This is a genomic window from Mycolicibacterium novocastrense, from assembly GCF_001499835.1.
In the GTDB taxonomy this organism is placed as follows: Bacteria; Actinomycetota; Actinomycetes; order Mycobacteriales; family Mycobacteriaceae; genus Mycobacterium; species Mycobacterium novocastrense.
This window is the reverse complement of the sequence record NZ_LQIH01000012.1, coordinates 97,838-118,062: the sequence shown is the minus strand read 5'-3', so window position 1 is coordinate 118,062 and position 20,225 is coordinate 97,838. Positions and strand designations below refer to the sequence as shown.

21 protein-coding genes are annotated in these 20,225 nt (G+C 67.8%); 7 read left to right on the top strand and 14 right to left on the bottom strand.

Going from position 1 to position 20,225, the window contains the following annotated elements; genetic code table 11:
• Nucleotides 1-9: 9 nt before the first annotated feature.
• The 3 genes from AU072_RS10905 to AU072_RS10895 all read left to right on the top strand — a co-directional run bounded on the left by AU072_RS10905 (nucleotide 10) and on the right by AU072_RS10895 (nucleotide 3,257).
• Nucleotides 10-582 (top strand): hypothetical protein, encoded by a 573-nt coding sequence (locus AU072_RS10905; RefSeq protein ID WP_064413795.1) that lies wholly within the window; start codon nucleotides 10-12, stop codon nucleotides 580-582.
• Entirely contained in the window at nucleotides 582-989 is a 408-nt protein-coding gene (locus AU072_RS10900) for a TIGR03668 family PPOX class F420-dependent oxidoreductase (protein WP_064413794.1), read from the top strand. Before AU072_RS10905 ends, AU072_RS10900 begins: the two co-directional genes overlap by 1 nt.
• A gap of 99 nt (nucleotides 990-1,088) precedes the next feature.
• A complete protein-coding gene (locus tag AU072_RS10895; RefSeq protein WP_064413793.1) occupies nucleotides 1,089-3,257 on the top strand; it encodes an elongation factor G-like protein EF-G2 in 2,169 nt (722 codons plus the stop codon).
• A gap of 5 nt (nucleotides 3,258-3,262) precedes the next feature.
• On the opposite strand, the gene AU072_RS10890 is transcribed toward AU072_RS10895, so the two are convergent.
• The 5 genes from AU072_RS10890 to AU072_RS10870 all read right to left on the bottom strand — a co-directional run bounded on the left by AU072_RS10890 (nucleotide 3,263) and on the right by AU072_RS10870 (nucleotide 7,543).
• Nucleotides 3,263-3,991, bottom strand: a complete 729-nt coding sequence (locus AU072_RS10890; protein ID WP_064413792.1) for a hypothetical protein — start codon at nucleotides 3,989-3,991, stop codon at nucleotides 3,263-3,265.
• Nucleotides 3,988-5,181, bottom strand: coding sequence for a hypothetical protein (locus AU072_RS10885; RefSeq protein ID WP_064413791.1), 1,194 nt, complete (start codon nucleotides 5,179-5,181; stop codon nucleotides 3,988-3,990). The genes AU072_RS10890 and AU072_RS10885 overlap by 4 nt, the downstream gene beginning before the upstream one ends.
• Nucleotides 5,178-6,764 carry a S53 family peptidase gene (locus AU072_RS10880; RefSeq protein ID WP_064413790.1) on the bottom strand — a complete coding sequence of 529 codons (1,587 nt, stop codon included), beginning with the start codon at nucleotides 6,762-6,764 and terminating at the stop codon, nucleotides 5,178-5,180. Before AU072_RS10880 ends, AU072_RS10885 begins: the two co-directional genes overlap by 4 nt.
• A gap of 24 nt (nucleotides 6,765-6,788) precedes the next feature.
• Nucleotides 6,789-7,058: a hypothetical protein gene (locus AU072_RS10875; protein WP_064413789.1), complete on the bottom strand. Its 270-nt coding sequence runs from the start codon at nucleotides 7,056-7,058 to the stop codon at nucleotides 6,789-6,791.
• Nucleotides 7,059-7,183: 125 nt separating this feature from the next.
• Nucleotides 7,184-7,543 (bottom strand): STAS domain-containing protein, encoded by a 360-nt coding sequence (locus AU072_RS10870; RefSeq protein WP_165595642.1) that lies wholly within the window; start codon nucleotides 7,541-7,543, stop codon nucleotides 7,184-7,186.
• A gap of 182 nt (nucleotides 7,544-7,725) precedes the next feature.
• Between AU072_RS10870 and AU072_RS10865 the strand changes: the two genes are divergently transcribed.
• From AU072_RS10865 to AU072_RS10855, 3 genes are all read left to right on the top strand, one after another.
• Complete coding sequence (locus tag AU072_RS10865; protein WP_064413788.1) at nucleotides 7,726-9,693, top strand: SpoIIE family protein phosphatase; 1,968 nt, start codon at nucleotides 7,726-7,728, stop codon at nucleotides 9,691-9,693.
• A 194-nt stretch (nucleotides 9,694-9,887) separates the two neighbouring features.
• Entirely contained in the window at nucleotides 9,888-10,199 is a 312-nt protein-coding gene (locus AU072_RS10860; protein WP_064413787.1) for an STAS domain-containing protein, read from the top strand.
• A 10-nt stretch (nucleotides 10,200-10,209) separates the two neighbouring features.
• Nucleotides 10,210-11,019 (top strand): ANTAR domain-containing protein, encoded by an 810-nt coding sequence (locus AU072_RS10855; RefSeq protein ID WP_064413786.1) that lies wholly within the window; start codon nucleotides 10,210-10,212, stop codon nucleotides 11,017-11,019.
• Nucleotides 11,020-11,027: 8 nt separating this feature from the next.
• On the opposite strand, the gene AU072_RS10850 is transcribed toward AU072_RS10855, so the two are convergent.
• On the bottom strand, nucleotides 11,028-11,942 hold the full coding sequence (locus AU072_RS10850) for a DMT family transporter (protein WP_174523722.1): 915 nt from the start codon (nucleotides 11,940-11,942) through the stop codon (nucleotides 11,028-11,030).
• A gap of 150 nt (nucleotides 11,943-12,092) precedes the next feature.
• On the opposite strand from AU072_RS10850, the gene AU072_RS10845 reads away from it, so the two are divergent.
• A complete protein-coding gene (locus AU072_RS10845) occupies nucleotides 12,093-12,443 on the top strand; it encodes a hypothetical protein (RefSeq protein WP_064413785.1) in 351 nt (116 codons plus the stop codon).
• Between the two features lie 19 nt (nucleotides 12,444-12,462).
• Here AU072_RS10845 and AU072_RS10840 read toward each other — a convergent pair whose 3' ends face one another.
• From AU072_RS10840 to AU072_RS10805, 8 genes are all read right to left on the bottom strand, one after another.
• Nucleotides 12,463-12,738: a hypothetical protein gene (locus AU072_RS10840; protein ID WP_064413784.1), complete on the bottom strand. Its 276-nt coding sequence runs from the start codon at nucleotides 12,736-12,738 to the stop codon at nucleotides 12,463-12,465.
• Nucleotides 12,735-14,039, bottom strand: coding sequence for an MFS transporter (locus tag AU072_RS10835; RefSeq protein WP_064413783.1), 1,305 nt, complete (start codon nucleotides 14,037-14,039; stop codon nucleotides 12,735-12,737). The genes AU072_RS10840 and AU072_RS10835 overlap by 4 nt, the downstream gene beginning before the upstream one ends.
• Nucleotides 14,040-14,203: 164 nt before the next feature.
• Nucleotides 14,204-15,916, bottom strand: a complete 1,713-nt coding sequence (locus AU072_RS10830) for an HNH endonuclease signature motif containing protein (protein WP_165595641.1) — start codon at nucleotides 15,914-15,916, stop codon at nucleotides 14,204-14,206.
• 188 nt (nucleotides 15,917-16,104) lie between these two features.
• Nucleotides 16,105-16,491: a hypothetical protein gene (locus AU072_RS10825; RefSeq protein ID WP_064414017.1), complete on the bottom strand. Its 387-nt coding sequence runs from the start codon at nucleotides 16,489-16,491 to the stop codon at nucleotides 16,105-16,107.
• 32 nt (nucleotides 16,492-16,523) lie between these two features.
• Nucleotides 16,524-17,774, bottom strand: a complete 1,251-nt coding sequence (locus tag AU072_RS10820) for a DUF58 domain-containing protein (RefSeq protein WP_064413782.1) — start codon at nucleotides 17,772-17,774, stop codon at nucleotides 16,524-16,526.
• Nucleotides 17,771-18,736 carry an AAA family ATPase gene (locus tag AU072_RS10815; RefSeq protein ID WP_064413781.1) on the bottom strand — a complete coding sequence of 322 codons (966 nt, stop codon included), beginning with the start codon at nucleotides 18,734-18,736 and terminating at the stop codon, nucleotides 17,771-17,773. The genes AU072_RS10820 and AU072_RS10815 overlap by 4 nt, the downstream gene beginning before the upstream one ends.
• On the bottom strand, nucleotides 18,733-19,218 hold the full coding sequence (locus AU072_RS10810) for a hypothetical protein (protein WP_064413780.1): 486 nt from the start codon (nucleotides 19,216-19,218) through the stop codon (nucleotides 18,733-18,735). The genes AU072_RS10815 and AU072_RS10810 overlap by 4 nt, the downstream gene beginning before the upstream one ends.
• Nucleotides 19,215-20,180 carry a DUF4129 domain-containing protein gene (locus AU072_RS10805; RefSeq protein WP_064413779.1) on the bottom strand — a complete coding sequence of 322 codons (966 nt, stop codon included), beginning with the start codon at nucleotides 20,178-20,180 and terminating at the stop codon, nucleotides 19,215-19,217. Before AU072_RS10805 ends, AU072_RS10810 begins: the two co-directional genes overlap by 4 nt.
• Between the last annotated feature and the right edge of the window lie 45 nt (nucleotides 20,181-20,225).

The following is a 20,225-nucleotide window of genomic DNA, read 5'->3' as shown; positions in this document are numbered from 1 at the left end:
CATTCTCGTGTGGCGCGACGCGAAGTTTCGGGGGACTTCGACTACCTCATAGACGACCCGGTCGATGTCGCCGATGCCGCCGATTCAGGGGCGGATGCGGACGCGGAGGTCTTCGACCCCGCCAAGGTGCCGGGCCGGGACATGCTGTTCGACGCCTTCGACGAGAACTCCTGGTATTTCGCGCCCGCCCCGCCGCCCTGGTACCGCACGAAACGAAATCTCAGCCTTCTTCTCGCCGCCGCGATCGCGGCCGTCGCGCTCGTCGTGTCCGCTGTCCTGCTGGTCTTCGGCGCGCCCGGCGAGCCCACCGACCGGGAGCCCGAACCGGTCCGCCCGACCGTTCAGACCACGGCACCGGCGCGCACGTCACCGCAATCACCGAGCACCCCGCCGCCGCCGCGGCCGGCACCACCGCCGCGCGTCGAGACCTCGGCGGCGCCGGTCGCCCCTCCGCCGCCCGCGACCTACCGGCCGCGCACCCCTCCGACCAGGACCGGCCGCGACCCGGAGATCGGGGTGACGCGCACACCGGTGACCCGGTCACCGATCAGCGTCGCGCCGCAGCGGCCCAGCCAGCGGTGATGGACGCATTCGATCCGGAGGCCATGTTCGCCGCGGCGCCCGTCGCGACGCTCGCCACCGTGGGACCCGCAGGAGCACCACACCTGGTGCCCGTCGTGTTCGCCGTGCACGCCGGAACCGTCTACACCGCCGTCGACGCCAAACGGAAGTCGACGCGCAATCTGCGGCGGTTGAGCAACATCGAGGGCAACCCGCAAGTGAGTGTGCTCGCCGACCACTACGACGACGACTGGACGCAGCTGTGGTGGGTGCGTGTCGACGGCAGCGCCGAAATCCACTACAGCGGCGAAGAATTGGCTACCGGGTACGCGCTGCTGCGCAACAAGTATCCGCAGTATGAGCGGATCGCCCTCGACGGCCCGGTGGTCAGCGTGACCATCACCAAGTGGGCTTCGTGGCAGGCCTGAGCGCGATTTCGGTCAAGCCCTTGTGCTGGCTGTCGGTTAGGGGAATTGTGGTCTAACACACACTTTGGCGGCAGCGCAGCCGTCGTGGAAGGGAACGTCATGGCTGACAAGACGACACATTCCCAGGGCGCCGGAGCCGCCCCGACCGCGGACAGTCCGGCCGCCATCCGCAATGTGGTGCTGGTGGGCCCATCGGGTGGCGGCAAAACAACACTCGTCGAGGCACTTTTGGTGGCCGCGGGAGTCCTGACCAGACAGGGTTCCGTGCAGGACGGCACCACGGTCTGCGACAGCGACGAAGCCGAGATCTCCCAACAGCGTTCGGTGGGCCTTGCACTCGCGTCGCTGCGACACGACGGCATCAAGGTCAATCTCATCGACACTCCCGGTTACGCCGATTTCGTCGGGGAACTGCGGGCGGGGTTACGAGCCGCGGACTGTGCGCTGTTCGTCATCGCCGCCAACGAAGGAGTCGACGAACCCACCAAGGCGCTGTGGCTCGAATGCAGCCAGGTGGGCATGCCGCGCGCCGTGGTCATCACCAAACTCGACCATGCCCGCGCGAACTACCCCAACGCGTTGGCCGCCGCGCAGCGGGCCTTCGGTGACAAGGTGCTTCCGCTGTACCTGCCCGCCGATTCGCCCTGCACCGGGTTGATCGGCCTGCTGTCGCAGACGCACTACGAATACGCCGACGGCAAGCGCACCGCTGCCCATGAACCCGACGGCTCGTACGCCGACGCGATCGCCGAACACCGCGGCACCCTGATCGAGGGCATCATCGAGGAATCCGAGGACGAGACGCTGATGGAGCGTTACCTCGGTGGCGAACAGATCGACCAGTCGGTGCTCATCGACGATCTGGAGAAGGCCGTCGCCAGGGCGACGTTCTTCCCCGCGCTTCCGGTGTGCAGCGGCACGGGCGTCGGCACGCTCGAACTGCTCGAAATCATCACCGCCGGCTTCCCCTCACCGCCCGAGCACCGGTTGCCCGAGGTCTTCACGCCGCAGGGCAAACCGCGTGCCGAGCTTCCGTGTGACCCGAACGGCCCGCTGCTGGCCGAGGTGGTCAAGACGACGTCCGACCCCTACGTGGGACGGGTCAGCCTGGTCCGGGTGTTCTCGGGAACCATCACGCCCGACTCGACAGTGCATGTGTCCGGCCACTTCTCGTCGTTCTTCGGCGGTAGCGGCTCGTTGACCGGTTCGCTCGCCACTCACGAGGACCACGACGAAGACGAGCGCATCGGGTCGCTGTCCTTTCCGCTGGGCAAGCAACAGCGTCCCGCCCCCTCGGTGACCGCCGGCGACATCTGTGCGATCGGGCGACTCAGCCGGGCCGAGACCGGCGACACGCTGTCCGACAAGTCCGATCCGCTCGTGCTGCGGCCATGGAGCATGCCCGAACCGCTACTGCCCATCGCGGTGCAGCCCAGAGCCAAGACCGACGAGGACAAACTGTCGGGCGGTCTGCAACGGTTGGCCGCCGAAGATCCGACCCTGCGCATCGAGCAGAACCCCGAGACACACCAGATCGTGCTCTGGACGATGGGCGAAGCGCACGCCAACGTCGTCCTGGACGCGCTCTCCCGGCGCTACGGTGTCGCCGTCGACACCGTCGAGTTACGCATCCCGTTACGAGAGACGTTCGGCGGCAAGGCCAAAGGACATGGCCGCCACGTCAAGCAGTCCGGCGGGCACGGCCAGTACGCGGTCTGCGACATCCAGGTCGAGCCGCTGCCCGAAGGTTCCGGTTTCGAGTTCGTCGACAAAGTCGTCGGCGGCGCGGTACCCCGCCAGTTCATCCCGAGCGTCGAAAAGGGCATTCGGGCGCAGATGGAGAAGGGTGTCGGACCCGGCTACCCGGTCGTCGACATCCGCGTCACGCTGTTCGACGGCAAATCCCACAGTGTCGACTCGTCGGACTTCGCCTTCCAGATGGCGGGCGGGCTGGCGCTGCGGGAAGCGGCCGCGGCGACCAAGGTGAACCTGCTGGAGCCTGTCGACGAAGTGACGGTGCTGATTCCCGACGACTTCGTCGGCGCGATCATGGGCGATCTGGCCGGGCGACGAGGCCGCGTGCTGGGCACCGAAAAGGTCGGCGACGACCGCACATTGGTCAAGGCCGAGATCCCCGAGGTCGAGCTCACCCGCTACGCCATCGATCTGCGTTCGCTGGCCCACGGAGCCGGCACGTTCAGCAGGACCTTCGCCCGCTACGACCCGATGCCCGACCACGCTGCCGCCAAAGTTGCATCAGCGGTCTGAGCACATCAGCGGGGCCGGTCCCCACGCCAACTGAAGCTGTTGACGTATTTGCCCATATCCAGGGCGATCTGGAGATTGGCTCCGGACGGTTTGCCGAACCCGAAGTCGGGGCTGAACTGGTGGTACGGCCCCACGGCCGCCGCCACCAACGCCAGATCGTTCTTCACCGCGGCCACCACGAGGACCCGCATGCGCAGATAGCTGCTGTTGGCGCCCTGTGGCCAACAGTCGGCAACTTCGCCGTATCCCGGATGGAAGCCGACCATGGCGTTGGGAATCGCATATGCGGTCCGGGTGTCGGGAAAAGTGGCTTTCACCAACGACTTTGCGATCTCCTGTGCAGATCGGCCCGCCGCGGGTTCGCTGAACAACTGCAGAGTCCCGCCGTCCCCGGCGAGCAGTTCGGCGGTGACACCGTTGGGTTTGGTGCTCACCCGGTAGGCCGACTCGGGCGCGGGATAGGACACCGAGAACGCACCGTCCGGCGATGTGAAGCGAGGGTTGATCGACACCGGCGTGCCGGTCGGTGGACGCCCGCAGTCGGGCGGGCACACGTAGCGCACCGGCGGCTTGGCCATCATCGCCGACACCCCGACCAGCGCGGCGGCGATCAGCACGATCGCGACCAACCACGTCAGCACCAGCCGACTGCGCGAGGTGCGCCGCGGCGCGGCGGCCGCGTACGCGCCGGCCGGAACCGCGTAGCCGGGAAAGAAATCGGTGGACCCGCTCATTCCGGGTCACCGCGAACCGGCCGCGATTCGCGCCGCGCCCTGCGTGATGAGCGTGAGGACGCGCGGGTCGCCACCCCGCATGCCGGGCAGAACGCCATATCCGGCACGACGTGTCCGCAGTGCGGGCACAACAGCGGTTCCTCTGCGCGGATCTCGTCGTGCGCCTCGTGTAGCAACGCCAGGTGTAGACCCAGCCGCAGCAGCAGCAGCGCCACCCCCGCCAGCGCGAGGTACAGCACCAGCATCAGCACCTGCGGGAAACGGGCCACGTCGATCAGGCCGAGAGACACATACACGATGAGCACCGCGGCGGCGAAGCCGATCAGCATCGCGCGCACGACACCGGGGCGTTGATCGCGTTTGCTCGGTGGCCGGGTGAACCACAGTGCGGCACCGATCAATCCACCGGCCGCCGCAGCGATCAACGGCGCCGCCAGCCCCCGGATGCCCGCCTCGACCAGCAGGCTCTCCATGGGCCGTTTACTCACCACACCCGTGCCGAACTGCGGGGCCAACCGCGTGAGCGTTGCCGCCGCGGAGAAGCTCAACGCCGCCAACGCTCCGATCATGAAGCCGTCCAATGCTTCTCGTGACGATGGCCCGGTCACGCGAATGATCGCCGCGGGCAACAACATCAGAACGACCCCGCCGAGTGGAACCACGATGCCCATGCTCAGCATGCGCATGCCGACGATCGCCGAACCCAACGCGACACCATAGGATTTGGCGAACATCGCACCGGTCAACAGCGCCCAGCCGACCGCGAGCCCCACTGCCAGGACGACCGTGAGAAGCAGTGTGCCAACGGGAAAGTCGCGGAACGCATCCGACTCGCGCAGATACAGCACGAACAGCAGCGGCAGACCCAACGCAGCAACGGTCACCACGGCGGCGGGCAACCGCAGCAGGGTGAAAGCGATGAGCGCCGCCACCAACACCAGCAGGCCAATCCGGAACGCGCTGCGAGACCGCTGCGGCAGGTGCGGGAACAGCGAGCTCGCGACCGAGACCTGCAGAAGGTGTTCGTTGGGCGCGGCGCTGAAATCGAGTGGGCGCAACCAATCCGGGCCCTCCCGCGGCCGCGGTGTCAGGTGACAACCGCACAACCCGCAGTACTCGCCGGCCGGCACGTCGGTCTTGCAGACCCGGCACTCCGCGGTCGGGACGGTGTCGTCGTCGCCGGTGCTCACGTTGCCGCCTTCTGCAAGATGAGCACGTTGCGCACGAGGTTGTCGACATCCGGGGTGCCCAGGCCGGTCACCAGGTCGTAGCCGGGAAGGGCGTCCGCGACCGCGTTACCTCCGAGGGTGACGTCGCGGAAGGCCGGCAGCGGGGCCCCCCGTGCGATGCGATACAGCAGCGGGTTCAGGTCGCCGAGCAGGCGGCCCCCGTTGGCGAGCAGGTACTGGTTCATCACAGCGGCCAGACCGGCCCAGATCGGTGCCGACTGCGACGTGCCGCCACCGACCAACGGCGTCTGCGCAAAGACGATGCGCACGCCGGTGAACGGGTCCGCGACGGCGGCGACGTCCGGAGTCAGCCGGCGGTCGGTGTCGCGGTCGGGCCACACCTGGCGCTGCCAGTCCGGACGGTCGAACACCGCCGAGACGCCACCGCCCGTGCCCACCGACAGCGGCACGTCGAACCACGCCTGCTCGGACAGCCACCGACCCTCGCCGTCCGTGGACAGGGTGGTGCCGCCCACGTCGGTCATCTCCGGCAGCGAGGCGATCGAGTCCAGGCCGATGTCGGACTCACCCGGCGGCGAGGACCAGTCGTCGCCGCCTTTGCACTCCAGCCCCGCGAGATCACCGCTGGCGTTGAACGCCGCCGTGCCGTGTGACTGCGCGGTGGCCAGCGCCGACCGCACGGGGGCGAGGTCGGCGGCGGTGATCAGCTTGTCGCAGCCCCATCCGATGGAGAAGCTCCACACGGCGCCCGGATACCGACGGTCGGTCTCCTCGAGCATCTGGCCGATGCGTTCGAAGGCGCCGTCGGCGGTGACGGTCGGAAGGGCACTGACCACGACCTTGCGGGCATCGGGAGCGACCGCGTGCGCCACCTGAAGGTCCATCGTGGCTTCACCGCGCGGTTCGTCGAGTTCACCGACCACCTCGGGGGTGAACCGCGGCAGGTCGTAGGTGTCGGCGAAGCTGTCGAGATCGGCCTGGTCGAACCCGTCGAAGGCGAAGAACACGATCGTGGTGCCCTTGCCGGTGTAGCCGGCCGCGGCCAGCGGCGCGGCGTTGTAGGTGTTGCGCAGCGCCTCGGGCGTCAGGCCCTTGTCCGGAACATCGAGCGGCAGCGTCCAGATGTGCGACGTGTGATGCGGCACGTAACCGAGGATCCGGCCGACCTCGAAGACCTCGTCGCGCAACACATCCGGCACGTCCGGCTGCTGCGGGGATGCGTAGAACACCTGGCCTCGGCGCCCGCGGTAGTCACGCACCTCGACGTCGAACGCATCGGCGACCGATACCGCCGGACCCTCCACCACGGCCCACTGATGTCCGGGGCGCCACCGCACGGAAAGCCCGCGACCGTCCGCCCATGCGAACACCCCCGCGGGGCGGCGCCCGTCGCGCAACGCCATCGTCAGCTGCACCCCGCTGTCACGCGAGGCTCCCAGATCTGTCGAGCTCGCCAACAGGTAGGAGTACGGGCCGGCGATCACCTCGCCGCCGGGGCGCACGGAGGCGGGGCGCAGATCGGAGACGAGAACGAATACTCCCGCCGTGATCAGCACCAGCACGCCGAGTAGCCGCGCACTCACCGTCCGGCCCGGATCGGTGGACTGCTAGTTGTCGCCCGGGATGGCCGTCGGCGCCGGCGTTGCAGTCACCGTCGGCGAGAAGGGGTTGGGCCCGGGTGAGATGCGTGGCGCCTTGTCGGTGGTCTCGACCGGCGGCGGCGGGGCCTCAGTGGTGGTTGTCGTGGTCGTCGTCGTGGTGGTCTCTTCCGGCGCCTTCTCCTCGGTGGAGCACGACGCGCTGAACATGACCATCGCGACCGCAGCGGCACCACCCGCGACGGCGGCGATGCGACGACCGGTCCGAGCTGACCTCATGATTGCAGTCCTAACTGTCGCGACCGGTGCCAGAAAGGCTTCAAGATCAAAGCCGGCGTGTGAACTCTAACCGAAGATCGGCACCGGCGCTCAGTTCGAAATCGCAGCTAGCGGCGCCGCGGAGACTAGGAACCGGACTTCAGCGCGCCGAGCGCCTCGGCCAGCGTCGGATACAGCGAGAACACCTGGTCGAGTCCGGTCAGCTGGATCGGTCTGCTGGTCGCCGGCCCGTCGGCCACCACCGCGAAGCGCGCTGACTTGCTCACGGTTTCGTGTGTCGCGACCAGCGCCTGCAATCCCGCCGATGCGAGGAAGTCCACCGCAAGCAGGTCGACGACGAGGGCAGTGGGCTCCTGCGTGAGCGCCTCGGTGATCGCCGCCTGAAACGTCGGGACCGTGGCGAGGTCGACGTCACCGCCGACCGTCAACACAGCGATGCCGTCATCGTGGGAGATCGAAGTGCTTATCGGCTCATTACGTGACAACGGTGGTCCTCCGGTAGGCGCCGCCACCACGACGGCAATGGGGCGAGCTTAACGCGTCGCGCCCTGGCACAGATCAGTGCTACAGCGGTTGGTGCTGCGATACGCAGGCTAATGTCGGGGAGAGACTTGTGCGCTGGGTGATTCCGGTGTGAGCGCGAGCTTGGAGGGCGACTGCCGCGAACATGACCGACACCTCAGACTTCTACCAGCGCTACGAACGCGAACGGGCGAGAGCCGACGATCTCGCCGATCGCGACGTGTTCCGCGGCGCGTTGGTCAACTCGCTGCAAGAGGGCTTCTTCGTCACCGACGCCACCGGCTGCGTCGTCGAGATCAACGACGCCTTCGCGGACATCACCGGATACGGTCAGGACGGCTTGCCCTATCCCATGCCTCATCCCTGGGCGGTCGACGGGGCCGCGGCCGATGATCGCAGGGCCACCCTGGTCCGCGAGGGCCGCCTGACGGCCGAAACGAAGATCAGGCACCGCGACGGACGAACGCGGTGGGTCGCGATCAGCATCAACGCCGTCCCGGACCACCACTCGCGGCGCCGTCTCTACGTCGGCACCATCCGCGATATCACTGCGCCCCGGGCAGCGGCGGAGCGCGACCGGGCGATGGCGCGGTTGGCGACGGCCGTGAGCGTCGCCAAGGACGTCGACGAGGTGCTGGCGATAACGCTCGCCCAGTGCCGCGTACCGCTGGATGCACAGCGTCTGATCACGGTGACGTGGCCGCAGGCCGAGGGTGAGGAGCCGACCGTTCGGGTGGCCGGCGAACCCGCCGTGACCTCGTGGCGGGGCCTCGGCGAGGACTGGCGTCGCACGTTCGAGGACGCCCGAACGTGGATCCCGCTGACCGTGACGCCGGTCGGCGCGGTACCCAGCGCGGGCACCACCAGGGGCTTCGTGGCGGTGCTCTCGGGTGCCCGGGACATGGTGCTGTGCCTCGAGCACAACGTTCCGCGGATGGTCAGCGCCGAGGACCGGCGACTGGTCTCGGCGCTCGTCGGCCACCTCAGCTCGGCCTTGCAGCACGTCCGGCAGTTCGAGAGCGCCAGGGAGACGTCGCTGACGCTGCAGCGCTCCCTGCTGTCCCCGATCGATCTGCCGCCCGGGTTCGCCGTGCGCTACGAGCCTGCCGTCCATCCGCTGGAGATCGGCGGTGACTTCTACGACGTCCTTCCCGTCGGTGACGGCCGGATCGGGATCGTGGTCGGCGACTGCGTCGGCCGCGGCCTCGCTGCCGCAGCCGTGATGGGGCAGTTGCGTGCTTCGACGCGCGCCCTGCTGCTCACCGGGGCGCGGCCGTCGACGGTGCTCGAACACCTCGACTCGGTCGCGGAGTTCATCCCCGACGCCTACTGCACCACCGTGTTCGTCGCGATCGTCGACACCGTGTCGGCAACGGTGGAGTACAGCAGCGCCGGTCACGTCCCACCGGTGCTGGTGTCGGGAACCGCACCCCCGCAACTGCTCGATCAGGCGAACACGGTCCCCCTCGCCGTGACCCATTCCCGCCCCCGCCCACAGACGACGCATCCCTTACCCGCGGACTCGACGCTGATGCTCTACACCGACGGCCTGGTCGAACGCCGTGATCGGTCGATCGACTCCCAGATCGACCGGATGTCCGCGGTGCTGGCCGATACCGCAAGACTGCCGATCGAGGGCGTCGCCGACGCGGTGCTGAGCGCGCTGGTGCCCGACGGCGGTTTCGATGACGACGTGGCGATCGTGATCTACCGGTCGCCGAAGGCCTCCCTCGTCATCGACGACACCGCGACCGCGGCGAAGCTGACCGAGATCCGGCACAGGTTGGCGGCGTGGCTGGCGGCCAACGGCGCCTCGGACGAATCGACGTCGGATCTCATCCTCGTCGTCAACGAGGCCTGCTCCAACAGCGTCGAACACGCCTACCGCGGCCATGACCCAGGGCGCATGCGGGTCGAGGCCGACATCCACGACGCGGCGATCCACGTGCGGGTCACCGACTTCGGGTCGTGGAAGCCGCCGCCTCCCGATCCGGGTACCCGAGGTCGCGGCCTGTCTCTGATGCGCGCCGTCAGCGATCGCGTAGATCTCGACGGCACAGCGGCCGGCACCACCGTGGATATGACGTTTCACTTACCGGAGATTCGAGTTTGACTCAGCTCTGCCCGCCTGGACACCGCTGTCGTGGTATTAAAACTATTGGCAAGGAATGTCTGTCGGGAAGAGGCAGCGATGCGGACTGTTTGGCGTGCGCAGGGGCGGTGGGGCCGCTAGGACATCGGGAGGTTCTGTGATCGGATTCGCTCCGTCCATCGGTGTGACCCGTTGACGGTGGGGGACTGAAAGTAGTGACCCGCAACCAGTTCCGGCTCGAGCCCGGGGGCGCTGAGGCACCCCCGGTCGTCACCGCGGTCGGTGAGATCGACTTGGCGAATGTCGATGAATTCAGCAGCGTGTTGTCGCGCGCGGCCGCAGACAATTCCTCGGTCACGGTCGACCTCACAGGTGTCACGTACTGTGACAGCGCCGCCCTGCGGGAGCTGTTCTCTGTCGCGGCGAACGCCAAACTGGAACTGGTGGTGCCCACGGACGGGCCGATCACCACGCTGCTCGGGATCTCCGGCCTCGACAAGGTCGCAACGGTCACCGTCGTCGATTGAGCGGATCGGCATGCCAGCGCCCAGTTTTCAGCCTCGTCAGCACCCCGAACTGATCACGCTGTTGCATCGGATCCTCGAACGATTGCAGGCCGACCTGGCCAACACCCTGGGCGTGGCTGTCACCGTCCACGACAAGCGGTTCAACGAAGGCGTGTCGACGCTCGCGACGCTCGGTGTCGAAGGCGAGATGATCGCTGCGCAGCTGTCTGGACTGGGCGGCCCGGTCGCCGACGCGCTAACTCATCAGGTGCCGGTGCTGAGCCTCGATCTGTGGACCGATGACCGTTGGCCCGCACTGACCTTCGATGCTGCGTCCGAGCAAGCCAGTGGGATCACCGCCGAGTTGAAAACCGCACACGGAGCGGCGGCGGTGCCCGGCTTCTGGCGCGAGGACGCGGCAATCGTCTTGTCGTGCACATTGACCGAGCCGGCCTCGGCGCTCACCGTCACGACGCTGATCGCTTACGAGCAACTCGTCTCCGCGGCACTGGTCACCACCGCCGCCCAGAACGAGGCCGCGTTCGAGGACCTGTTGGCCGCGCTGCAGTCGCGCGGCGCCATCGAGCAGGCTAAGGGCGCATTGATGGGGTTGGTCGGCTGCGACGCCGAGCAGGCGTGGAGCATGCTGCGTCGCGCGAGCCAGGAGTTCAACGTCAAGCTGCGCGAATTGGCAGTGGCGTTGTTGGAACACATCAGCGGTCGTCCGGCCCAGCAGCCAGGTGTCGCTGAGCCGATCGCCCCTCAGCAGTCGGCGCGTGACGCTGCGCGGCTGTTGTGGACGGCAATGGCCAACGAGCAACGTCGATCCGACGGTCCGTAGCTTCGCCGTCAGGGGCCGCGCTTCGACGCCGCGGCGGCCTCTGCGGCCGCCTCCGCCTCGAGCTCCTCTTCGAGCGCGCCCTCCTCGCGACCGAGGGCGATCGTGGCAGCCGCCATCGCGACGACGGCAGCTGAGATCGCGACCGCCTTCACGCCGCCGACGGTCATGTGCTCGCCGAGAACGACCGCCCCCAGCACCACGGCGACCACCGGTTCGAACACCAGCATCGTCGGCACCGAGGTCTGCAGAGATCCGGCATGAAATGCGGACTGCTGCAGAAACACCGCGAGGACGCCCAGCACGAGGAGCAGGTAGAGCGCCGGGGTGGTGATCACCTTGCCCACCCCACCGTTGGCGAGCAGGAACATCACGATCTTCGTGAGCAGCGCGACCACTCCGAACAGCAACCCGACGGCGACCGCGAGCAGCACCGCACGTTTCCACCCGGCGGTGCGGACGGCCAAGATCACACACGCCGTCACCGCACCGGTGCACACGACCGCCACGAGCGCGGACAAGGGGACGGACGCCTCATAGTCGCCGGGTTGGGTCTTGGCCAGCACCACGAACACCGCCAGCGCCGCGGTGAGCACCACCGCCCACATCCACTCGCCGCGGGTGACCCGACGGTTGGCGAGCCGGGCGCTCAGCGGCAGAGCGAACAGGAGAGCCGACACCAGGATCGGCTGTACCAGTAGCAACGATCCGTTGATCAGGGCGAGGGCTTGAAAGCCATAGCCCGCCAGTGCGGCGGCCGTGCCGGCCCACCACAGTGGTCTGCGCAGCAGCGTCATCACCATCACGGTGCTGACGCCGTGCTCCTCCGGGACGTCCATGGTGGCGCGCTGCCGAACCACGATGCCGATCGCCAAGAAGACCGCGGCGAGCAGGGCGAGCAGGACTACGACACCCTGCTCTACCACGAGTGGCCTACCAAAGCGTTGGCTCCTTCCCGGCCAGGCTGCGGATCGGACAAGCACAACATTACGGACCGCGGACCCGCGCGCCTGGCTCGGCGGCAGCGACCGTTTTGCGAGGTTTGGTGACCCACCTATCGGGGCATCAAACCGATCATGAACCTGCGACGTTTGCTTGTACTGGTCGGTGCGGTGGTCCTCCTGGTTGGAGTCATCGCCTTGCTGGTCCCTGTGTCGATCTCCGGACCGGACAATCAGAAGATCTCGTGTGGCAACGCCATCGCCGCGGACGACACCGAAGCCAGCCAGGCCAACAGCAACGATCCGAACCAGCTGAAGAACCTGCCGATCATTGATGAGCTGACGGAGGATCCGCCGGACTACGTCGCGCAGTGCCACTCGGCGGTGTCCGACCGACGCATGTGGTCGATCCCCGTGGCGATCATCGGTTTGGTCGTACTCGCCGCCGGCTTCCTGGTCGGCGGTCGCACCACTCGGGCCGGCTGACCCGTCCGACCTCGCGGCGCTAGCTGGCCTCGCGGCCGCCGGCGACCACGCGCAGCGACGGCGCGTCGTGTTCGGGGGCGATCCGCTCGCTGACGGTGGCGACGACCGTGTCGACACGGTCGACCGCCCGGTCACACAGACCGCGGACCTTGCCGCTGGCCGTGTCGACGTCGTCGGCGGCGCTCAACAGGTAGGCGCGCACATTGACGCGCAGTCGCTCCCCGGCGGATCGCACACGGCGACGCAATTGCTCGTCGATCTCGACCGTGACGTAGGGCATCACGCGAAGCTTCATGGAGCCACCCTAGCCGCGGCTTGGCGATCCGCGGTCTGTGCGAGTGGCCGACCCGCGGATTCCCGCAGCGTGATGATGGTCGCGAGCGAGACGACAGCGGCGACGATCAGGTACCACGCGGGTGCCAGGTCGTTGCCGGTCTCGGCGGTCAGCCAGGTGACGACGTACGGGGTGGTACCGCCGAACCCGGCGACGCAGATGTTGTAGCCGATCGAGAATCCGCTGTAGCGCACGGTGGTGGCGAACAGTTCGACGCCCGCCGACACCGCGGTGGAGACGTAGATCGACTCGATGACCGCCAGTCCACAGTGGGCAGCGATCGCGGCGACCAGCGACCCGGAGTTCAGCAGCAGGAAGAGCGGATAGCCGAGCACCGCGAAAGCCACCGATCCGGCGATCAGCATTGGACGGCGGCCGATCCGGTCCGACAATGCGGCCAGCGGAAGGATGAGGATGAGCGCGACGAGGCTGGCCAGCGTGACCGACAGGAACGCGTCTGTCTTGGAGAACTGGAGCGTCTTGATGAAGTAGGTCGGCAGGAACGTGAAGACGACGTAGTAGCCGACGTTGAAGACGATGAACATTCCGATGACTTGCAGGATCGGCCGCCATGACGTCGTGAACGCCTCGCGCAGCGGTGACTCGGCGACGCGGTCGGTCTTGCTGAGTTCGGCGAAGTGTGGTGTGTCGTCGAGGCGCAGCCGGATGTAGAGGCCGACGAGACCCAGCGGCCCGGCGATCAAGAATGGAATGCGCCAGCCGTAGCTCTCCATCGCCGCGGTGGGCAACAGCGCCTGGAGCAGGGTCACGGTGATGGAGCCGAGCAGGAAGCCCAGCACGCCGGACCACACCATGAAGGTGATGGTCAGTCCGCGGCGGCGCTGAGATGCGAACTCGGCGAGATAGACGGCGCCCCCGCCGTATTCACCTCCTGCCGAGAAACCCTGCAGGCAACGCAGGAGCAGAAGCAGCAGCGGCGCGGCGACACCGATCGACTGGTAGGTGGGCAGCACGCCGATGAGGACGGTCGCGCCCGACATCAGCAGGATCACCAATGCCAAGACCCGCTGCCTGCCGAGCTTGTCGCCCAGCGGGCCGAAGACGAATCCGCCGAGTGGACGCATGAAGAAGGCGGCCGCGAATATCGCGAACGTGTTCAGCAGCGCCGCCGTCTCGTTGCCCGCCGGGAAGAAGTTGGCCGCGATGAACGTCGCCAGGAAGCCGTAGATCGCGAAGTCGAACCACTCGACGGCGTTTCCGATCGACGCGCCCGTGACCGCCTTGCGCACATCGCTTGGCATCCGACCTCCCGAAAGTAAGCGCTGCGCTGAGCATTTCGCTTACCCGGCCATAAGCGATGCCAAGAAGATATCGGGCTGGGTCCCCCGTCCGCGAGTGACCGGCTTGTCCATCCCATCATCGTCGTCAGCTTTGGCCGAGTCGGAATTCTCAGGAGTCGGAATTCTCAGAACGGTGGGGGTTCGGTGTCGGTGGTGTTGATGTCGGCATCGCTGGTGGTGTTCCACGTGTCGTCGTGGGTGGGTGGTGGTCTGCTGGGTGCGGTGGTGGCTGGTGCGGTTGTCTTGGCGCGGTCAAGGGCGTTGAGGGCGCGTTCGCGGGTGATGCGGTGGAGGCGGTCTTGGGCGCGGGTGCGTCGTCGACGCGGCATCATCGCGGCTTTGTCGCCGCGCGCTGCCGGTGGGCTGTTGGTGGGCACGGTGGCGGTGGTGGTGTCCCAGTCGGGGTAGAACAATCGGCTCCCGGGGTGGGTCAGATAGGTTCGCCCCGTCGGGGCGGTCCATTGCACGGTGCCATCGGGGTGTTGTTGATCGCTCCACCCGCCGAAGGTTTTGAGTAGGTGATGGATTCGGCACAGGCATTTGATGTTGGAGGGGTGGGTGGCCCCGGCCGGATAGGGCGTGGTGTGGTCAAAATCGCAGAACTCGGCTGGGCGGTCACAGCCGGGGAACCGGCACGTCATATCGCGCATCCGGACGAACCGCGCGGTGGTGGGTGAGGGCCGATACCCGGCCCCCGGTGCCGCCGGGGGCGGGTGCACCGGCTGAACTTTGGCCCCCTGACCGATCAGCTCGGCCAACAACGGTGTCGGGATCACCCCACCACCGATGATCAACGCCGCCGGCGACTGCGCGGCGGTCTTCGGCTCTGGGCCAGTCGCGGCCGGCTCAGTTGCCGGGGTGGGCTGTGCCGCGGTCGCGTCCGGCGGCCTTTCCGCGGCTTCGGCCGGTGCTGACGCGGGTTCGGATTGTGCTGGCGCGGGTTGGGTTTGTGCTGGCGGTGGTTGGGTTTGTGCTTGGGCGGTTTGGGCGTGTGCGGCGGCCGCGGTGGCGGCCTCGGCGATGATGTTGATCAGGAAGTGGGCTGCGCGCGCGTCGTCGTGTCCGGCCGAGGGGCATTGCGGGCTGCCGCACCGGCACGGCAGTCCTTGGGCACCCGCGGCGATGGCTCCCAGCGCTTCAGAGCGGCGCTGCCCGAGGGTGCGCGGATCATCGGGGCACACCTGGCTGATCATCTGCGCCAACCGACGCTCCAGCAGCACCCCATCCGTGGTGCTCAACCGGCCCCACAACGACATCGTGCCGGTCACGTCATCGCGCTTGCCCACCCGCACATCACGGTTCTGGGCGGCCTGGCGCAAGCGCCGCCGCGCGTCGGGATCGTACTGATCGACCACCGCATCAATGGCGGCTTCCAACCGCGCCACCGACAACACCCCCCACTGCCCGGCACGCTCGGCGATCGCGGCATCCACGCGCGCAGCGACCGCCGAATCCACGATCAGCTGGGTGCGCCAGGTGATCGTGGACACCAGCCCCGCACTCAACTGCCCCCGCACAAACAGCGCCGCGACCTTGGGCAGCCGCTCACGCAAGGCCATCGCGATACACATCTGACCCGAAGCGGCCCGATCCCCCACCCCCATCGCCGCCGAGATCTCCGCTGAGGCCATCCGCCACCCATCAACGGCGAAATGATCACGGTCCTCATCGGGTTCGGTGTAGCGCGCGGTCAACTCCGCCACCGCGGCCAACCGCCGCGCCGCCCACACCGCCTCGGTGCGCGCACACTCCTCGATCGCAGCCACCACCGACCGATCGTCAGCACCGGCGAACTCCGAACCGAACATGTGTTCGAGTATGCCACCGGGGTCTGACACGTTGGCGGACTCTACGGAAAATGCGTGCCAGCACCGCAGTCGAAAAGGAAGTGCTTGAGGCTTCATTGACAGCCACCACTTGAACTCAGAGGCAGAACTGTCACCGATGTCCTGATACACCCGAATCTGACACGTCGACTCATTGAAATGCGCGCGTAGGCACGCATCTGCGTCGAGTGGCGCGGGGTTCACCGCCCCGATGCGCTCAGCCAGAACGGCCGCGTCGCGAGCACGACAACCGCCAACACCGCGAGCGGCGCCGTCAACGGCAACCACGGCAACTCCGGTGAGAGCAGTACCGCCGTTAAGGCGATACCTGTAAACCCCAGTGCCCCCACGACAGTCGGCACGGTGACATCGGCGGTATGCCGCAACACCAGATACGCCGCACCCGACAAACCGCACAGTGCCGCCAACACCGGACTCGCCGATGCCACCACGATCGCCGCAGCGGTCAACAGCACCGCCAACGTGGCAGCTACCCGAAACACGTTGCCCAGCAGCACCATAACCACGGCAACGCCACACACCCCCAGCGCAATATCGTCAGCGGATAGCGCGGCCGCAGCCACCATGACGAAACCGAACCCCGTCGACAGAGCGCGATTCACCGTCGCCTCCGGACCGGTCGGCGGTGCTGGGGCACCAGCTGCATGGCCTGGTCGAGCGTGTCACCCTCGCGCCACGCCACGATGTCGACGCCGACGGTACCCATGTCTCGATACATGAATGAGCGCTGCAGCGCCCACATCCGCGCCACCAACGCGTCACACCCCTCCTCGAACGGCGCACCCTGCAGGACGTCCACCGCCACGACGGTGTGGCCACGCTTGCACAGGTCGATCAGCGCCAGCGCGAACTCGGTGTCGAGCATCGTGGAGAAAGCGACGACGATCGCACCCGGCGGCACCGCCGCGCGCGGCGCCAGAGTCCCCGACGTGGTGTCGTAACCACCGCTTACACCGAGCATCGCGTCGAGCACCCGGTAGAACTGCCGTCGGCCGATGTCCGCGCTCAGCCACCGCGGGTGCCGGTCGCCGAGCGCGACGATCCCGGCCCGGTCGCCGCTGCGCAAAGCGCTCTGTACCACCTGCACCACACCGCGCGCCGTGCGTTCGGCGGCCTCGGTCGCCGGCCCCGCCGGCTGGGGGTAGTTGTCGATCAGCACGACCACGTCAACGGCGCGGTCGGTCAACCGTTCGGTGACGTGCAGGCTTCCCCTACGCGCGCTGACAGCCCAGTTCACCGTTCGCAGTTGATCTCCCGGCACGTATCGGCGAACGTCGGCGTACTCGACACCGGGGCCGATGTGGCGGGTCAGGTGGGTGCCGAGCCGGTCGAGCAGTTCGGTGCGCGGGACCGCCGTCGACTGTGGCGGCGCCATCGGGAACACGAAGACGTCGGCGACGTCGACCTTCCCGATCCCCTCGACCAGACCGCCGCGCGCAGCGACCGTCAAGTGTGCCTGCAGCGGATAGCGGCCCCAGCGTTGCGCTGTCGCCACCACCGTTTGTCTCGCCCTTCCCGCCTCGGCGACCTCGAGTGTCATCCCAGAGACGGTGCCGCTCAGCAGTTTCGCCGTCTCGCCATCTGCCTCCACCCAGATCGTGACGCGCGCCGGCTCGCCTTCGAAGCAGCGGTGGATGCCGGGCTCGGCGCACACGCGCACCGTGGGAACCTCTCGCTGCCACGCGACCGAGCACAGCACTCCGATCAGTGGTGCGGCGAACGCGATGAGCTCCCAACGTGACCCGAGAACCGCCACAGCCATGGCGACCGCCGCACAGGTCAGCAGCGCCTGGGCCAGAGGTGAAGCGCGCCAGCGTAACTCGGCCTCGGTGCAGCGGTTTTCGGTCACGGGTCAGTCCGCGGCACCGGTAGCCGCCGCAGTAGCTCGTCGACCACATCGCTGCCCCGGACTCGTCGCACCCACATTTCCGGCCGCAACGTGATCCGGTGCGCAACTGCCGGAACGGCAAGCGATTTCACATCCTCGGGCACGACGTAGTCACGTCCCTGCAGCAGTGCGCGGGCGCGGGCCAGCTGGACGAGATCGAGTTCGGCGCGGGGACTGGCGCCGACGGCGATCTGCGGGTGGTTCCGGGTGGCGGCGGCCAACGACACCACATAGCGCAGCACGTCGTCGTGCACGGTGACCTGTTCGACCGACTCCCGCATCGCGACGAGATCGTGCGCGTCCACCACCCGGGCGACCGTCGGTTCGGCCGAGCCGCGGTCGAGGCGGCGGCGCAACATCGACACCTCTTCCTGTTCGGAGAGATACCGCAGTTCGAGCCGGATCGTGAAGCGGTCGAGCTGAGCCTCGGGCAGCGGATAGGTGCCCTCGTATTCGATCGGATTGTCGGTCGCCAGCACGATGAACGGGGCGGGCAGCGGGTGCGTCGCGCCGTCGATGCTCACCTGGCTCTCCGCCATCGCTTCGAGCAGCGCGGCCTGTGTTTTGGGTGGTGTGCGGTTGATCTCGTCGGCGAGCAGCAGATTGGTGAAGATTGGGCCGCGGCGGAATTCGAAACGGCCCGACTGCATGTCGTACACCGTCGAGCCGAGCAGATCGGCGGGCAGCAGGTCGGGGGTGAACTGCACGCGCTTGAACTCCAGCCCGAGCGCCGCGGCGAAGGACCTCGCAATGAGCGTCTTGCCCAGGCCCGGTAGGTCCTCGATCAGAACGTGTCCGCCTGCCAGCACGGTGGTCAGGATCAGCGACAGCGCACCGCGTTTACCGACCACCACCCGCCCGATCTCATCGAGCACCGCTTCGCAGTTGGCGGTGGTGGCCGCCGCAGGCAGTCCCGTGGTCATACCCGCTCCAACCGTTGCAGGATCTCATCGAGCGTCACCCGGCCGGGTCCGGGTTCATCCGCGCCGCGTTTGGCGACGTTCTCGGGGTTGACCCAACCCCACAGTTCCGGGCCGAACAGCATCTCACCGGTGGCGTGGTAGGCGGTGCGGTTACGGGTGCGACGTTGACCGGTCGCCAGCTCGAACTGCCGCGCGAGCATGGGCCGCAGGTGCCGGTCCCAGTCGGTGCGGGTGGCCTCCGCACGGCTGATCAGCGTCTCGGTACGTGAGCGCCAGCGGCGCAGCGACTCGGCGGCATCGTCGGAAGGTGTTTGGACCTCACTGGTTTCAGCTTCGCGGGCCAGCTGCCACCGCAGACCCAGTAACGCCAGCGCCAGCGCGACGCCGGAAACGACCAGGATCAGCTCACGGTCACGGCTGGCGACCGCGATCAGTTCCGCGCCTGCCACAAACAGAAACGCCGCGGCCGCAATCCTTCTCACGTTGACACACCAGACATGCGTTGGGGTAGTTCGGTCAGCACCCGGTTGAGCACCCGCACCGCGGCGTCGCGGTGTTGCTCGCTCATCACGTGCGGCGAGAACCGCGCCTCCTCGAACAACTCGACCAGTTCGGTGGCGCTGTCGGAACGCAACGCCCCGCTGGCGACCGCACGCGCGAGTACCTCAGTTGGGGTGTCGTATGCCTGCGGCGCCGCCCCGGGAACCCGCGTCAGTTCGCGTTCCATCGCGGCGTAGCAGGCGATGATCGCCTCCCGCGGTTCGCGGCTCAGGTCGCCGATCTCGGCGAGCCCGACCTCGGCGGCCCTGGCGAGCGATGCCGCGCCCGCCGGTGTCGCTGGGTCGTCGACCGCCTCGATGAAGGGGGCTGAGGTCGGGGGGCGCGCCTGTCGCCGCGATGCGACCGCCGTTCCGACGACGATCAGCGCCATCAGCAGGAGCATCGGGGGGATCAGGTAGTTCACGACGTTACCGTCGGCGGCATCGTCCTCGACGGGACGCGGCGGGACGGGATCGCCGGGATCGCCGGAAACAGGAGCGTCGGGTGTGACTGCCGGCGGCGCCTCTTCGGTTGGCACCGGTAGCGAAAGCCGCGCCAACAGCGCGACCAGAAGCACCAACCCGATGAGCACCGCCAGCGCGACAAGCGTGAACCGCCACGACGGCCGGTCGCCGGGCCGTCGATCCCGAGGCAGACTCCCGGCCGGCGCTGGGAGCGGCCGCTTGTCCCGCATCCGCACGATGACCGCGAATCCGATGATCGCCACCGCCGCGCACAGCAGCACTATGACCGCCGCCAGCGCCAGCGGATTGCTCTGGCGTTGCTCCACCTGTTCGGCGGTTCGCTCGACGCCGGGAACGTAGCCGCGCAGTGCCCAGGCGGCAAGCACAATGAGCGCGATCACCGCGATCACGCGTCGCGTCGACGTGCCGGTTGTGCCCATGGCTCTGTGGTCATCCTGACACGAATGGCCGTCGGCCCGATACGT

What these genes read in the sequence shown, in the direction of transcription:
- AU072_RS10895 (WP_064413793.1), top strand. Translation starts at nt 1,089, where the DNA reads ATGGCTGACAAGACGACACATTCCCAGGGCGCCGGAGCCGCCCCGACC.
- AU072_RS10855 (WP_064413786.1), top strand. Translation starts at nt 10,210, where the DNA reads ATGCCAGCGCCCAGTTTTCAGCCTCGTCAGCACCCCGAACTGATCACG.
- AU072_RS10805 (WP_064413779.1), bottom strand. Translation starts at nt 20,180, where the DNA reads ATGGGCACAACCGGCACGTCGACGCGACGCGTGATCGCGGTGATCGCG.
- AU072_RS10815 (WP_064413781.1), bottom strand. Translation starts at nt 18,736, where the DNA reads ATGACCACGGGACTGCCTGCGGCGGCCACCACCGCCAACTGCGAAGCG.
- AU072_RS10890 (WP_064413792.1), bottom strand. Translation starts at nt 3,991, where the DNA reads ATGAGCGGGTCCACCGATTTCTTTCCCGGCTACGCGGTTCCGGCCGGC.
- AU072_RS10825 (WP_064414017.1), bottom strand. Translation starts at nt 16,491, where the DNA reads ATGGTGGCTGCGGCCGCGCTATCCGCTGACGATATTGCGCTGGGGGTG.
- AU072_RS10875 (WP_064413789.1), bottom strand. Translation starts at nt 7,058, where the DNA reads ATGAGGTCAGCTCGGACCGGTCGTCGCATCGCCGCCGTCGCGGGTGGT.
- AU072_RS10835 (WP_064413783.1), bottom strand. Translation starts at nt 14,039, where the DNA reads ATGCCAAGCGATGTGCGCAAGGCGGTCACGGGCGCGTCGATCGGAAAC.
- AU072_RS10865 (WP_064413788.1), top strand. Translation starts at nt 7,726, where the DNA reads ATGACCGACACCTCAGACTTCTACCAGCGCTACGAACGCGAACGGGCG.
- AU072_RS10840 (WP_064413784.1), bottom strand. Translation starts at nt 12,738, where the DNA reads ATGAAGCTTCGCGTGATGCCCTACGTCACGGTCGAGATCGACGAGCAA.
- AU072_RS10900 (WP_064413794.1), top strand. Translation starts at nt 582, where the DNA reads ATGGACGCATTCGATCCGGAGGCCATGTTCGCCGCGGCGCCCGTCGCG.
- AU072_RS10845 (WP_064413785.1), top strand. Translation starts at nt 12,093, where the DNA reads ATGAACCTGCGACGTTTGCTTGTACTGGTCGGTGCGGTGGTCCTCCTG.